We start from the raw sequence: 13,379 nt of genomic DNA, 5'->3' as shown, positions 1-13,379 counted from the left end.
CGGAGAGAGGAATCCCCCCATGACCACAATGACTGAGCACCATCAGCACACGGAGCACGATCACCGGCACGGCGCCGGGTGCGGCCACGTCGCGGTGCCGCACCGCGACCACGTGGACTACGTCCACGACGGCCACCTGCACCGGGTTCACGAGAACCATGTCGACGAGTGCGAAGCGGGCGGGCACGCCGTACACGACGCGCACGACCACGAGCACGGGCCGGGGTGCGGGCACGTGGCCGTGCCGCACGGCGACCACGTCGACTACATCCACGACGGGCACCGCCACGTCCACCACGACGGTCACTGGGATGACCACTGACCTCAGCCCCAGCCGGGACTCCCCGGCGGGGAGCGGACGATGCGACCGGCGCTCGCGGCGCCGCTGATCGCCGCGGCCGACCCGGCGGGCGGGGTCGACCTGGCGGCGGCGCGGACGCAGATGGCCCTGTCGCTCGGGTGGCACATCATCGTCGCGTGCCTGGGGGTGGGCATGCCCGCCCTGCTGCTGTTCACCGAGTGGCGGGGGCTGCGCCGGGGCGACGACGACTACCTTCGCCTCGCCCGGCGCTGGGCGAAGGCGGTGGCCGTCCTCTTCGCCGTCGGGGCCGTTTCCGGCACGATCCTCAGCTTCGAGATGGGCCTGCTGTGGCCGGGCCTGATGGGCGTGTACGGCCAGGTGATCGGGCTGCCGTTCGCGCTGGAGGGCATCGCGTTCTTCCTTGAGGCGATCTTCATCGGGATCTACCTCTTCGCGTGGGACCGGCTTTCGCCCCGGCTCCACCTGCTGAGCGGGGTGCCGGTGATGATCGCAGGGGTGGCCTCGGCGTTCTTCGTCGTCACGGCCAACGCGTGGATGAACCAGCCGCGCGGCTTCCGCCTGGAGGGCGGCCGCGTCACCCACGTGTCGCCCTGGGCGGCCATGTTCAACCCCGCCACCCCGCCGCAGACCATCCACATGATCATCGCGGCGTTCATGGTGTCGGGCTTCGTCACCGCCTCCGTCTATGCCGTGGCCCTGCTGCGCGGACGGTGGGACCGCTACCACCGCCTCGGCTTCCTGGTGCCCTTCACCGTCGCGGGGGCGCTCGCGCCCATCCAGATCCTGGTGGGCGACTACGCCGCGCGTTTTCTCGCCGATTACCAGCCCACCAAGCTCGCCGCCATGGAAGGACTGCCAAGGACCGGGCCGCACGCGCCGTTGAGCGTCGGCGGGATCTTCGTGGACGGCCGCCTGCGCTACGCGCTGGAGATCCCCAACGGACTGTCGCTGCTGGTCGGCTACAGCCCGGGCGCCGTCGTCCAGGGGCTGGACCGCACGCCGCGCGCCGACTGGCCGCCCGTCACGCCGGTCCACCTCTGCTTCGACGTCATGGTCGGCATCGGCGTCCTGCTCCTGCTGCTGGCGGCCTGGCTCGCCTTCAACTGGTGGCGGCGGCGCGAGATCCCGCGCTCCCGCCTGTTCCTGTGGCCGGCGGCCGCCTCCGGCGTGCTCGCCGTCCTCGCCGTCGAGGCGGGCTGGGTCGTGACCGAGCTCGGCCGTCAGCCGTGGGTCGTGTACGGCAAGCTGCGCACCGCCGACGCGGTCAACCCCGCGCCCAATCTGTGGGCGGGGTTCCTGCTGCTGGTCGCCGTCTACACGGTCCTCACGGTGTCGACCGTCTACGTGCTGCGGCTCATGGTCCGCGCCCGGCCGGTGGCCGCGCCGCAGGAACGGGAGACGGCCTGATGGAGGCGGCGCAGGTCCTGCTCGGGGTCATGTGGACCGGCCTGACCCTGTACGCGCTGCTCGGCGGGGCGGACTTCGGCGGCGGCCTGTGGGACCTGCTGGCCGGGGGCAGCCGGGCGGGCATGCCCCAGCGGCGGCTCATCGAGCACTCGCTCGGTCCGGTCTGGGAGGCCAACCACGTGTGGCTGATCTTCGTGCTCGTGGTGCTGTGGACCGGCTTCCCACCGGTCTTCGCGGCGGTGATGTCCACGCTCTACATCCCGCTCACGCTGGCCGCGTTCGGGATCATCGGCCGGGGGGCCGCGTTCGCGTTCCGCAAGAGCAGCACCGAGCTGTGGCAGCAGCGCCTGTTCGGCGGGGCCTTCGCGCTGTCGTCGGTGCTCACGCCGTTCTTCCTCGGCACGGTGGCCGGGGCCATCGCGTCCGGCCGGGTGCCGCCCGGCCTGGCCAGGGGAAACCTGGTGGGCGCGTGGGTCAACCCCACCTCGATGCTGGGCGGCGTCCTGGCGGTGACCGTCTGCGCCTACCTGGCCGCGGTCTACCTGTGCGACGACGCTGTGCGGTCCCGCCTGCCGGGGATGGCGGAGACCTTGCGGCGCAGGGCGCTGTCCGCGGCCGCCGTCACCGGTGTGGTCGCCCTCTGCGGCATCGGGGTGCTGTACGCCGACGCCCCCCGGCTGTTCACCGGCCTCACCCACCGCGCGCTGCCGCTCGTCCTGGCGAGCGCCGTGCTCGGCATCGCCTCCATCGCGCTGCTGTGGCTGCGGCGCTACCTGCTCGTACGCGGCACCGCCGCCCTGGCCGTGGCCGCGGTGATGGGGGGCTGGGCGGTGGCGCAGTATCCGCTCATGCTGCCGCCGGCCATGTCCTATCGGCAGGCGGCGGCGGAACCGGCGGTGATCACGGCGGTTCTCGCCGTCGCCGGGGCGGGCGCGCTGCTGGTGCTGCCGTCGATCGCGTGGCTGCTCGCCGTCCAGCACCGCCTGCCGTTCGAGCGCGGCACCCCCGGCTGAGCCGTGCCCTCTGAGTCATGCCCTCTGAGTCATGCCCTCTGAGCCGCCATGGGGGCGTCCCCACCTGCGGGGATAGGCTGGTGCAGGGGTCGGAGGATGCGTGATCTGCTGAGGGAGTCGCGCCGCCCCCACCGCGTGCGCGAGCACCCGTACGCCCCCTGGTTCGCCGTGGGCGCGGTGTGCATCGGCGCGTTCATGGGACAGCTGGACGCGAGCATCGTCACCCTGGCCTTCCCTGCGCTGGAACGGGAGTTCGGCGCCTCGCTGGCGGCCGTGCAGTGGGTGTCCCTGGGCTACCTGCTGGTGCTGGTCGCGTTGCTGGCCGGGGCCGGGAGGCTCGCTGACGTGGCGGGCCGCAAGCTCGTCTACCTCTACGGCTTCGTCGTGTTCACCGCCGCCTCGGCCGCCTGCGGGCTGGCGCCGTCCCTGGTGGTGCTGGTGGCCTGCCGGCTCGTGCAGGCGGCGGGTGCGGCGATGCTCCAGGCCAACAGCGTGGCCCTGGTCGTGTCGAGCCTCCCCCGGGCGCGGATGCGGACCGGGCTGGGCATGCAGGCGGCGGCCCAGGCGCTCGGCCTGGCCCTGGGGCCGGCCCTCGGCGGAGTGCTGGTCGCCACGGGGGGATGGCGGTGGGTGTTCTGGATCAACATGCCGGTCGGCTGCGTGGCCGTGATCGCCGGGCGTTACCTGCTGCCGCGCACGCGGCAACGGGGGAGGGGCGGCCGCTTCGACTGGCAAGGACTGGTCCTGCTCGCGGCCTCCACCAGCGCCCTGCTGCTCGCCGCCTCCGTGATCTCCGGCCTGGACCTGCCGTCCTGGTCGGTCCCCGTCCTGCTCGCCGTCGCCGCCGGGGCCGCGATCGGCTTCTGGCGGTGGGAGGCGCGGGTGCCGTCCGCGCTCATCGACACCGCCCTGCTCCGCAGCCGGGTCGTCACGGCGGGCCTCGCCGGAGCGCTGGGCGGCTACCTCGTGCTGTTCGGCCCGCTGGTGCTGATCCCGCAGATCCTCGTGGCCGGCGGGACCGGCGAACTGGTCGCCGGCCTGGTTCTGACGGCGCTGCCCGGGGGCTTCGCGGCCAGCGCCCTGATGGGCGACCACCTGCTGCCCCGCGCCTGGGGCGACCGGCGCAGGTGCGTCGCCGGTGCGGTGGCGGCGGCCGCCGGCTGCGCGCTGCTGGTCGTGGATCCCGTCAGCGAGGGCTGGGCCGGGGCCTGCCTGGCGCTGACGGGCGCCGGTCTCGGCCTGTTCGTGCCCGCCAACAACACCGTCGTCATGGCCGCCGTCCCCGAACGGGTATCCGCCACAGTCGGCGGCATGGTCAACATGGCACGCGGCATCGGCACGGCGCTCGGCATCGCCGCGGTGACCCTGGCCCTGCACCTCGCAGGGGCCTCCCACGAGGCGGGCGCCCGTGCCGCACCGGCCGTCCTGGCAGCGGTGGCGCTGCTGGCCGCCCTCACCGCTGCGGGCCGGGTGGTGCGGCCGGGGGACGGCCCCTACCCTGGTCGGTCATGACGATCGTGCGAAGGGGCGGGTCACGTGGGCGATGAGAATGCGGCGGCCCGGCTCCGGGAGATCTGCCTGAGCCTGCCGGAGGCCGCGGAGAAGCCGTTCGGGGGCCACACCGCGCCCTCGTACCGCGTCGGCGACAGGCTGTTCGCGATGACCAGTGAGGACGGGCGGTCGCTGACGTTCAAGGCCGGGCCGGGGGCGCAGGAGGCCCTCGTGGCCTCGGACCCGGAGCGCTTCTTCGTCCCGCCGTACGTCGGCCGCAACGGCTGGGTGGGCGCACGCCTGGACGCCGACCAGGACTGGGACGAGATCGCCGGGCTGATCGAGGACAGCTACCGGCTGATCGCGCCGAAACGGCTGGTCCGGCTTCTCGACGAACGGCCGACCGCTTAGCCGGCACCTCACAGCGGCGGGTAGGCGTTGGCGAGGAGCTGCTGGAACTGCGCGCCGAACCACTGCCCCGCCGGCGGGGCGTACGGCAGTGCCCCGCTGGGCACGTACCCGTTGGTCGCCTGGAAGTAGGTGGGATCGCACATCGGGTCGGGCCGGGTGCCGTCGGGAGCGGTGACGTTCACGCTCGAGCCGTCGGAGACGCCCGGCGGCTTGATCCACGCGTACGCGTCGATGCCGGCGGCGGGGATGGCCGTGGGCCGCGCGCCGAGCCCGGCGCCGGCCTGGTTGCACCAGTTGCCGACGCTGTAGCGGCGGTCCGTCCGGGATTCGTCGACGAACCGGTTCACGTCACCGGAGGTGCTCGTGCGGGCCGGGCGATACGGGCCGCCCCAGCCGCTGCGCGAGGTGTCGATCACCATGCCGATGTCGGACCCGAAGCCGGCCGCGATGAGCCGCTGCCGGAACGCCTGGGCGAAGGACAGCTCGTCCACGTAGTCGTTTCCGGCCACCCACCGCGAGCTCTTCACCGGCAGGCCCATGTGGGTGTTGTAGTACGGCTCGACGAGGGCGCCGTAGCCGGCGACGTTCACCGTGAAGCCGTGCACGAGCGACGGTCCTCCTCCGGTCGCGCCCACGATGCTCGCGAGCAGGCCGGCGGCCCGGCCGAAGTTGTCCGGATGGCCGACGACGCCGTGGTGGGAGGCGTCGAGGTAGACGTACACGTTGGGGATGGCGTGCAGCCGGGTCACCGCGTACCGCACCGCGGCGGGGTAGGCGCCGCTCGCCTGTACGGCGGAGCAGCGGGAGGTGGCGGCGGGCAGGAGCAGCCCGGGCAGGAAATCGGGTTCGACGATCGCCACGATGCGCAACCGCTGGTAGGCCGGGTCGGCCAGGATCCCGGCGATCGGATCGACGTACTCGGTCTGGTAGCGGTTCAGGCCGTCGGACGTCACGCTGAAGTCCCCGTTGGAGACCAGGTGGGTGCAGTTCCGGTCGGGCAGGTCGTTCAGCACGATCTGGATCGTGAGGGGGGCCGGGTCGAAGGCGTCCTGCAGGACGGCCTCGTTCAGATGCGCGCGCAGCCCGGGGGAGGAGGCGGTGCCCTCGATGAGGGAGACGCGGTCGAGCCAGACCCCGGTCGGCTGGTTGGCCACCGCCGCACCGCCGGGCTCGGCCGCGGCCGACGCCGACCACCAGGGATCGACGTAGCGCCCGGCGGCCACGTAGGGATTGTCGACGCGGGTGTCCGCGGCGGCCGGGGCGCTTGTGAGGAGCGCCGTGACCGGCAGGAGGATCACCGCCGCGACCATCGCCATGAGACGCGTGCCCAGCCGCACCGCCATGCCGTGCCTCCTCGATGCGTGGGACCTTCGTCACCACGCACGATTCACCGGCCTGGCGGGCGCGTACAGCGCCGGATCGCACCGCGCGTCACACGCGTGGCCGCGCCGGGGGCGGTCACCCGCTCTCATCTCGGCGAACGCCGCGCCGCCCGATGCCGCCCGATGCCGCCGCACGCTGCGTTCCCTGAAAGCTTCAGCCGCCTTGAAGCTTCAGGCGAGACGCCTTGGAGGTCGTCATCGCGCCGGGGCCGCCGGCTCCGTGACGCGGGCGCCGGTCATGACGAGGCCCAGGCAGACCAGGGCCGCGATCGCCACCGCCGCCAGCATGACGGGGTAGGAGAGCCACGACGACAGGGTGGCCAGCACGGTGGGGAGCAGGAAGCCCGCGTAGGCGAGCGTGTAGTAGACGCCGGTCAGGCCGGCCAGGTCGTCGGGGCCTGCCATGCGCTGTATCTCCAGCAGCCCGGAGACCACCGCGATGCCGTATCCGGCGCCCAGGGCGGCCGCGGTGACGGCCGCGAGCCACGGCGACAGCAGCACCGCGTTCGCCGCGCACAGCGCCGCGCCGAGGAGCATCACCGCCATCGCCGCCACCGGTGCCCGTCCCGTACGGGTTCCCGCCTCGCCGTTTCCCGTATCACCGTGCAACCACCTGGCCACGGGCTGCACGGCCGCGCCCGTGCCCAGGGTCAGCACGGTCAGCCCGGTCGCGTACGCCAGTCCCCAGTCCCCGACGCGGAAGCCGACCAGCTGGGGCATGACCGCGTACGCCAGTCCGGCCGCGCCGAACACCCACGGCGCCATCGGCAGGACCACGAGCCTGAACCGCCTGCGGGCCGGCGCGGGGACACGCAGGTCGTTCACCAGTGCCGTGAGGAGTTCCCGGACCGAACCCGTCGCGTGCGCGAGCGGCGGCCGCGTCTCCGGCACCCACAGGAGCAGCACGGGGATCGCCGCGGTGAGAAGAAGGTGGACGGCGTACGGGGTCACCATGGGCCACGGCCCCCACTGGGCCAGCACGCCCGCGACACCCGCGCCGAGGCCGAATCCCGCCGTCTGGCACAGTGAGGCGCGGCGTGCCGCGAGCCCGCCGTCCGCCCCGCTCGACAGCTCCTTCACCCAGCTGCTGCCCACCGACATGGCGATGCCGACGGCGAAACCGGTGATCAGCCGGCCCGCGTAGATGGGCCAGGCGCTCTGGCCGCCGAAGCAGAGCACCAGGCTCGCGACGGCCGAGGCGACGGTGCCGGCCACCAGTACGGGACGTCGCCCGCGCCGGTCGGAGATCGGCCCGGCGAGCAGGAGCCCCGGCACGAGCCCGACGACGTACGCGCCGAGGAAGGCGTCGACGCTGAGCGTGGAGTAGCCGCCCAGCCGGCGGTACATCAGCAGCAGCGGGGTGAACTGGTTGCCGCCCCAGCCACAGGCGAACATCGCCGCGGCGACGGTCCGCCAGGAGTCCGGCTTGAGTGCGGTGGCAGCAGGCGAGGGGGCGGCCTGCCGGGGTTCCGGCATCCGCTGGGTTTCGGGCATGGGAGGGTCAGACCTTCGCGAGGAGTGTGCGTGAAAAGGCGCGGGTCAGCGGTCGTCGCGGCCGGTCGCGTACGGCGAGCCGTGCGTCGCGGTGAGATGACCGAGCAGGGCCGAGGCGAAGGCGGCGCTGTCGCCGCCGAGGAGGTGGCCGAGGAGGGCCTCGTGCTCGTCGGCCAGCAGGGACAGCCGCTCCGGCCGCGGGCGCAGCGCGGAGATGCTCATCCGCCGCTGCCGGTCGCCGAGGGTGGCGTAGAACCGGCTGGCCAGCCGGTTTCCCGACGCCTCGACGATGCACCGGTGGAACGCCTCGTCCGCGTCGGCGAACCGGCCGACGTCCGCGGCGTCGGCGAGAGCCCGCTGACGCCGCAGCAGTTCCCGCATCTTCTCGTGGTGATCGCCGCGCAGGCCGGTTCGCGCGATGCGCTCCGCGGCGGACCGCTCGAGGGCCAGCCGCAGCTCCAGGACGTCCGCGGCCTCTCCCGGCGGCACCGGCACCACCACCGCGCCGCGCTTGGGGTGGAGCGCCAGCAGTTCCTCCGACTCCAGGCGCAGGAACGCCTCCCGGACGGGCGTCCTGCTCACGCGTACCCGCTCGGCGATCTCACCCTCGCTGATGAGGCTGCCACCCGGCAGCTCGCCGGAGAGGATCAGCTCCTTGGTCACCGCGTACGCGGTGTGGGCGGCGGACGGACGCTTCGCGGGATCGGCCATGCGAGGAGCGTAGCAGCTATAGATACAAGCTTGTATCTATGGGTGGTTGAGGAGGAGCCCATGCCACCTCGCGGTTGTCCCTGTTGCGGCGGACCCGCGGGCGTGTTACCACTACCTCACGCCGGTGCGCTGTCGGGCAGGACCGTACGGGCGGCTCTTCACTCATCCCTCGGTTGGAGACCCGCCATGTCCCTGCGGTACACGTGTAACGGGACCGGCGCTCAGCAGTGGACGGTGGGCTCGGACGGGACGATCCGGGCGCTGGGCAAGTGCCTGGACGCGACCGGGCCGAGTTCGGCCGACGGCACCCCGCTGCAGATCTGGGACTGCTTCGCCGACGCCAACCAGCGGTGGACGCTGCCTGGCGGCGGCACCACGCCCCCGCCGAACCCCGGCAGGCTGCCCGGCGCGCCGTACCTCTACATGGGCTGGGGCAACCCGCCCAGCGCCACCTCGGTGATGAGCGCGACCGGGGTCAAGTCGTTCACGATGGCGTTCATCCTCTCCGGGGGCGGATGCACGCTGATGTGGGACGGCTCGCGCCCGCTGACCGGCGGCGTGGACGCGCAGACGATCTCGGCCGTCAAGGCAGCGGGCGGCAGCGTGCAGGTCTCCTTCGGCGGCTGGTCGGGCAACAAGCTCGGCCCCAACTGCTCGTCGGCCTCCGCCTTCGCGGGCGCGGTGCAGCAGGTCGTCAACGCCGTCGGGCCCGCCGTCGTCGACTTCGACATCGAGAACACCGACGAGTTCTCCAACTACACGGTGCAGGACCGCATCCTCGGCGGACTGAAGATCGTCAAGCAGAACAACCCGAACGTCAAGGTGGTGCTCACCTTCGGGACCGGCACGAGCGGCCCCGGCGCCGACGGCATCCGCCTGATCAACCAGTCGAAGGCGCTGGGTGTGAACGTCGACAACTACACGATCATGCCGTTCGACTTCGGCGGCGGCGCGAACATGTACCAGAGCACCGTGAACGCCTCCGAGGGCCTGAAGAACGCCCTCAAGAGCGCCTGGGGCTGGACCGACGCCCAGGCGTACGCCCACATGGGCATCTCGGGCATGAACGGCCTGTCCGACCAGCAGGAGCAGACATCCGTGGCCACCTGGACCCAGATCCGCGACTGGGCCCTGTCGAAGGGCCTCACGCGCCTGGCGTTCTGGTCGGTCAACCGCGACCGGCCGTGCCCGGGCGGCGGCGTGCAGGAGACCTGCAGCGGGGTGTCCCAGAACAACTGGGACTTCACCCGCATCACAGCCGGCTTCTGACCGATTCCCCGGTCCGTCCTCGTCTCGCGGGTCGTGCTCTCCCGGCACGATCCGCGGGACCTTGAGAGGAGGTTAGGCTTACCTAAGCATCTGACGAAGGGAACCCTTATGGCGACGACCGAACCGGCCCGGCGCGCACCCCAGGTGAACACCGGCGTGGTGGAGCGTACCGAGCGGCTGACCCCGCACATGATCCGGGTGGTGCTCGGTGGTGAGGGACTCGCCGGGTTCGGCGCGGGCGAGTTCACCGACCACTACGTGAAGCTGCTGTTCCCGCTGCCGGGAGTGGCCTATCCGGAGCCGTTCGACATGGCGGTGATCCGTGCCGAGCTGCCGCGCGACCAGTGGCCGAAGACGCGGACGTACACGGTCCGGTCCTGGGACCCGAGGGCGCGGGAACTGGTCATCGACTTCGTCTACCACGGGGACGAGGGACTGGCCGGTCCCTGGGCGCTGCGGGCCCGGCCGGGCGACGTGATCCGCTTCTTGGGCCCCGGGGGGGCGTACGCGCCGAGCGCTGAGGCGGACTGGCACCTGCTGGCCGGGGACGAGAGCGCGCTCCCTGCGATCGGCGCGGCCCTGGAGCGGCTCCCCGCCGGGGCGCCCGCCCGGGTGTTCGTGGAGGTGGAGGACTCGGAGGAGGAGCAGAAGCTGCCGACGTCGGGCGACGCGGAGATCGTGTGGCTGCACCGCCGCGGCGCGCCGGTGGGCGAGGCCCTGGTGCGGGCGGTGCGGGAGCTGGAGTTCCCCGAGGGCGTCGTGCACGCCTTCGTCCACGGAGAGGCGACCTTCGTCAAGGAGCTGCGGCGATACCTGCGCGTGGAGCGCGGCCTGCCGCTGGAGCGGTTGTCGATCTCCGGCTACTGGCGGCGGGGTCGGGACGAGGACGGCTGGCAGTCCTCCAAGCGTGAGTGGAACAGCCGCATCGAGGAAGAGGAGTCCGCGGCCCTCGGCGGCTGAGACCCCGACCATTCGCGCGGGCGGTTTTAGATCCGCGTTATGCGCCCGCGGCTATGGTGACGCCCGACGACGTCTCGGGGAGCGGTCTCGGGAGTGCCCATGTCACAGCGGAAGGTGAAGCGCGTGCGCGCCGCCGTGCGGCGCGAGGAGGCCAGGCGGCGCGAGGAGCGCAGGCGGCTGACGCGAAGGATCACGTACGCCGCCGTCGCCGTCGTGGCGGTGGTGGCCGTCGCGACGGGAGTGCTGGTCTTCATCACGGCCAGAGTGCCGGACACGGCGACGCCCGTCGCGAACGCCTCGCCGCATCCGTCCTCCTCGGCCACAGGAGCGGCCACAGGAGCGGTCACGGGAGCGGCGACGAGCTTGGCCCCGCCGTCGGCGCCCGCCTCGTCCGTGTCGCCGTCCGTCGGCGCGTCACCCAAGGCGACGGCGTCCAGCCGTTGACGCGGCCGGACGCCAGGTCCGGGGCGGTGACCGGGCGAACAGGCCGCGGTTCGCCGCGCCCGGGCCGGGGTTCGCCGCGCCGGCCTGCTCCTGTCCGCGCGTGGACGGTCGACCCGGCCTACCCGACGACGCCGGAGACGCTGGGCGGCCAGATGTCGACGTTCAGGAGCCGGTGCACGTAGAAGTAGGCCACGAGCTGACTGCGGTTGCTGCAGGCGAACTGGACGAGCAGCTTGCTGATCCGCTCCGCCACCGTGTACCGGCTGAGGTGCATCTCGCGGGCGATCCTCGTCGTCGTGTAGCCCCTGGCCAGCATGACGATCAGCCACCTGTCGCGATCATTGATCAGGCCGTCGGAAACAAGGTCCATGTGCAGTCCCGGGATCGCCGTTCGACTGAAGGGAGCCTGGTGGGGGTCCCTTTGCGGCGACCCTAGAAAGGGGAGCTTAACGATCGGTATGGCCTGACCATGGCCCCGGTTACGGCCCTCCTGGCCACGCCGGTAGCCCACGTTTGTGGGGTTGTGTTACCTGCTCGTCCCCTGTTCATACTCGACCTGCGACGCGTTCCGGTCAGGCCGGGTACGAGCGGAGAGCCGCTCACATCGCTCAGGAGCACACCGACAGCGGGAGGGCGAAGTGAAGGGCAGGCTGTGTTGAGAGATGTCGTGACGGCCGTGGGGCTCACCAAACGCTATAGGGGCAGCGAGAGCCCGGCGGTGGACGATGTCTCCTTCGAGATCGCCCAGGGGGAGACCGTCGGGCTCCTGGGCCCCAACGGCGCCGGCAAGACGACCCTGATCAAGATGATCTGCGGAGTCACCACCCCAACCTCCGGTGAGATCCGGGTCTTCGACGCCGATCCGGTGCGCCAGCCCGTGCTCGCGAAGAGCGGCATCGGGGCGATGCACCAGACCGGTCCGTTCGACATGATGCTGCCGGCGCTCGACAACCTGCGGATCGCCGCCCGGTTCCGCGGGCTGCGGTGGCGCGACGTGCGGCCGTGGGCGTTGGAGGTGGCGGACTTCCTCGGTCTCACCGGGGCGATGCAGCGCCTGGTCTTCCAGATGTCGGGCGGTCAGCGGCAGCGGTTGCAGCTGGTGCGGGCGCTGCTCACCATCCCGCAGCTGCTCATCCTCGACGAGCCCTCGGCGGGCCTTGACGTCGCGGGGCGGCGTCAGGTCGAGCGCTTCGTGACCTGGCTGCGCGAGGAGCACGGCGTGACCGTGCTGTGGACCAGCCACCACATCGACGAACTGGAGCGCAACAGCCAGCGCGTCCTGGTCGTCGACCGGGGGAAGGTGCTGCGCTTCGCCAAACCGCGCGAGCTCGTGGAGGAGTTCGGCACCACCCACCTGCTGGTGACCGTCGAGGACCCCGCCTCCGGCGGCCTGGTGGCCGCCTGGGCGGAGTCCGCCGGGCTGCGGGCCAAGGCCGAGGACAACGAGGTGCGCATCGACGACGCGAAGGCGCGGGACGTGCTGCCGGAGCTGTCCCGCTACTGCCAGGACCACGCGATCGCGATCACCGGAGTGTCGACCGCCGTGGACTCGCTCGAGGAGGTCTTCCTCCGGATGACCGGGAACGAGGGGTGACCATGGCCGCCGGGCTGCAATTCCACAACGCGCCCCCCGCCAGGACCGCGAGGACGGCGGACCTGTCCGCGGTGCTCTACCGGGAGTACGCGCTGCTCGCCCGCAACCGGGTCTACCTCATCCTCGGCCTGGCGCCGATGCTGGTGTACCTGCTGCTGGTGAACACCTCGCTGAGCAACCTCGTCAGGGTCGTCGACTACAAGGGCGTCAACGTGGGGTTCGCGGTCTTCCTGCTCCCCATGACGCTGGCGATGTCGGTCGTCAGCGCGGCGGGCACGTCCGCCATGGCGGTGTTCCAGGAGGAGATGAGCGGGGTTGCGACGCAGCTCTGGTCGTACCCCATGCGCAGGTCGCGCTTCCTGCTCGGCAAGATGATCGCCGGGGTGTCCCTGGTGCTGGGGCAGACCCTGCTGGGCCTCGCCGTGGCGGCGATCATCTTCGACCTCCCGTTCGGCCTGGAGAACTGGTTCGGGCTGCTGACGGCGCTCATACTGTCGGCCCTGGCGCTCAACGGGCTCTACCTGGCGGCCGCGATCACGATCACCGACTACCAGGCCTTCATGGTGCTGTCGAACGTGTCGATGCCCGTGCTCGTCTTCAGCGCCCCGTCGATGTACACCACCGAGAGCATGCCCACGGTGCTGCAGTGGATCTCCGTGGTCAACCCGCTGACGTACGCGATCAACGGCATGCGGGACGCCGCGGTCTTCGGCGTCGGCGAGGCGTGGGTGGACCTGCTCGTGCTGGCGGTCATGGCGGTCGTCGGCTACGCCGTGGGCGGCCGGGCCCTGCTCAAGCGCGCCGGCAACATCTGAGCAGCACCATCCGACCGGGCCGGCCCGATCCGGCACCTCATCTCGACACCTGACCTCGGCACCTCA

14 protein-coding genes are annotated in these 13,379 nt (G+C 72.0%); 9 read left to right on the top strand and 5 right to left on the bottom strand.

The features are described 5' to 3' along the window. Positions 1-19 precede the first annotated feature (19 nt). The 5 genes from ACQEVJ_RS24245 (at position 20) to ACQEVJ_RS24225 (ending at position 4,644) form a co-directional block, all read left to right on the top strand. Entirely contained in the window at positions 20-322 is a 303-nt protein-coding gene (locus ACQEVJ_RS24245) for a hypothetical protein (protein ID WP_433104659.1), read from the top strand. A 39-nt stretch (positions 323-361) separates the two neighbouring features. Next, a complete protein-coding gene (locus ACQEVJ_RS24240; protein ID WP_433104657.1) occupies positions 362-1,729 on the top strand; it encodes a cytochrome ubiquinol oxidase subunit I in 1,368 nt (455 codons plus the stop codon). Beyond that, positions 1,729-2,742, top strand: coding sequence for a cytochrome d ubiquinol oxidase subunit II (locus tag ACQEVJ_RS24235; RefSeq protein ID WP_433104655.1), 1,014 nt, complete (start codon positions 1,729-1,731; stop codon positions 2,740-2,742). The genes ACQEVJ_RS24240 and ACQEVJ_RS24235 overlap by 1 nt, the downstream gene beginning before the upstream one ends. Positions 2,743-2,838: 96 nt before the next feature. Continuing rightward, on the top strand, positions 2,839-4,254 hold the full coding sequence (locus ACQEVJ_RS24230) for an MFS transporter (RefSeq protein WP_433104653.1): 1,416 nt from the start codon (positions 2,839-2,841) through the stop codon (positions 4,252-4,254). Positions 4,255-4,278: 24 nt separating this feature from the next. Continuing rightward, positions 4,279-4,644: an MmcQ/YjbR family DNA-binding protein gene (locus tag ACQEVJ_RS24225; protein ID WP_433104651.1), complete on the top strand. Its 366-nt coding sequence runs from the start codon at positions 4,279-4,281 to the stop codon at positions 4,642-4,644. 8 nt (positions 4,645-4,652) lie between these two features. On the opposite strand, the gene ACQEVJ_RS24220 is transcribed toward ACQEVJ_RS24225, so the two are convergent. From ACQEVJ_RS24220 to ACQEVJ_RS24210, 3 genes are all read right to left on the bottom strand, one after another. Beyond that, complete coding sequence (locus ACQEVJ_RS24220) at positions 4,653-5,987, bottom strand: glycoside hydrolase family 6 protein (RefSeq protein WP_433104649.1); 1,335 nt, start codon at positions 5,985-5,987, stop codon at positions 4,653-4,655. 234 nt (positions 5,988-6,221) lie between these two features. After that, entirely contained in the window at positions 6,222-7,520 is a 1,299-nt protein-coding gene (locus ACQEVJ_RS24215; protein WP_433104647.1) for an MFS transporter, read from the bottom strand. 45 nt (positions 7,521-7,565) lie between these two features. Then, positions 7,566-8,231 carry a GntR family transcriptional regulator gene (locus tag ACQEVJ_RS24210; protein ID WP_433104645.1) on the bottom strand — a complete coding sequence of 222 codons (666 nt, stop codon included), beginning with the start codon at positions 8,229-8,231 and terminating at the stop codon, positions 7,566-7,568. A gap of 186 nt (positions 8,232-8,417) precedes the next feature. Here ACQEVJ_RS24210 and ACQEVJ_RS24205 point away from each other — a divergent pair, with 186 nt between their 5' ends. Both ACQEVJ_RS24205 and ACQEVJ_RS24200 read left to right on the top strand, forming a co-directional pair. Then, positions 8,418-9,500: a ricin-type beta-trefoil lectin domain protein gene (locus ACQEVJ_RS24205; RefSeq protein ID WP_433104643.1), complete on the top strand. Its 1,083-nt coding sequence runs from the start codon at positions 8,418-8,420 to the stop codon at positions 9,498-9,500. A 108-nt stretch (positions 9,501-9,608) separates the two neighbouring features. Next, the gene (locus ACQEVJ_RS24200; protein WP_433104641.1) at positions 9,609-10,460 is read left to right on the top strand and encodes a siderophore-interacting protein; all 852 of its coding nucleotides are present in this window, start codon (positions 9,609-9,611) and stop codon (positions 10,458-10,460) included. 26 nt (positions 10,461-10,486) lie between these two features. Here the strand turns inward: ACQEVJ_RS24200 and ACQEVJ_RS24195 are convergent, their stop codons facing one another. Together ACQEVJ_RS24195 and ACQEVJ_RS24190 are read right to left on the bottom strand one after the other, a co-directional pair. Continuing rightward, the gene (locus ACQEVJ_RS24195; RefSeq protein WP_433104639.1) at positions 10,487-10,882 is read right to left on the bottom strand and encodes a hypothetical protein; all 396 of its coding nucleotides are present in this window, start codon (positions 10,880-10,882) and stop codon (positions 10,487-10,489) included. A 140-nt stretch (positions 10,883-11,022) separates the two neighbouring features. Continuing rightward, a complete protein-coding gene (locus ACQEVJ_RS24190; RefSeq protein ID WP_433104637.1) occupies positions 11,023-11,274 on the bottom strand; it encodes a LuxR C-terminal-related transcriptional regulator in 252 nt (83 codons plus the stop codon). Between the two features lie 306 nt (positions 11,275-11,580). Between ACQEVJ_RS24190 and ACQEVJ_RS24185 the strand changes: the two genes are divergently transcribed. Both ACQEVJ_RS24185 and ACQEVJ_RS24180 read left to right on the top strand, forming a co-directional pair. Then, a complete protein-coding gene (locus tag ACQEVJ_RS24185; protein ID WP_433104635.1) occupies positions 11,581-12,498 on the top strand; it encodes an ABC transporter ATP-binding protein in 918 nt (305 codons plus the stop codon). Between the two features lie 2 nt (positions 12,499-12,500). Continuing rightward, entirely contained in the window at positions 12,501-13,313 is an 813-nt protein-coding gene (locus tag ACQEVJ_RS24180; RefSeq protein ID WP_433104633.1) for an ABC transporter permease, read from the top strand. Positions 13,314-13,379 lie beyond the last annotated feature (66 nt).

This window comes from Microbispora sp. CA-102843 (assembly GCF_050936215.1).
Lineage (GTDB): Bacteria > Actinomycetota > Actinomycetes > Streptosporangiales > Streptosporangiaceae > Microbispora.
Note: the sequence above shows the minus strand (reverse complement) of the source record. Positions and strands in the feature narration are given on the sequence as shown.

Excerpts from the sequence above, each read along its gene's own strand:
- ACQEVJ_RS24180 (WP_433104633.1), top strand. The coding sequence starts at position 12,501 with ATGGCCGCCGGGCTGCAATTCCACAACGCGCCCCCCGCCAGGACCGCG.
- ACQEVJ_RS24210 (WP_433104645.1), bottom strand. The coding sequence starts at position 8,231 with ATGGCCGATCCCGCGAAGCGTCCGTCCGCCGCCCACACCGCGTACGCG.
- ACQEVJ_RS24220 (WP_433104649.1), bottom strand. The coding sequence starts at position 5,987 with ATGGCGGTGCGGCTGGGCACGCGTCTCATGGCGATGGTCGCGGCGGTG.
- ACQEVJ_RS24235 (WP_433104655.1), top strand. The coding sequence starts at position 1,729 with ATGGAGGCGGCGCAGGTCCTGCTCGGGGTCATGTGGACCGGCCTGACC.
- ACQEVJ_RS24245 (WP_433104659.1), top strand. The coding sequence starts at position 20 with ATGACCACAATGACTGAGCACCATCAGCACACGGAGCACGATCACCGG.
- ACQEVJ_RS24200 (WP_433104641.1), top strand. The coding sequence starts at position 9,609 with ATGGCGACGACCGAACCGGCCCGGCGCGCACCCCAGGTGAACACCGGC.
- ACQEVJ_RS24240 (WP_433104657.1), top strand. The coding sequence starts at position 362 with ATGCGACCGGCGCTCGCGGCGCCGCTGATCGCCGCGGCCGACCCGGCG.
- ACQEVJ_RS24190 (WP_433104637.1), bottom strand. The coding sequence starts at position 11,274 with ATGGACCTTGTTTCCGACGGCCTGATCAATGATCGCGACAGGTGGCTG.
- ACQEVJ_RS24215 (WP_433104647.1), bottom strand. The coding sequence starts at position 7,520 with ATGCCCGAAACCCAGCGGATGCCGGAACCCCGGCAGGCCGCCCCCTCG.
- ACQEVJ_RS24230 (WP_433104653.1), top strand. The coding sequence starts at position 2,839 with ATGCGTGATCTGCTGAGGGAGTCGCGCCGCCCCCACCGCGTGCGCGAG.
- ACQEVJ_RS24205 (WP_433104643.1), top strand. The coding sequence starts at position 8,418 with ATGTCCCTGCGGTACACGTGTAACGGGACCGGCGCTCAGCAGTGGACG.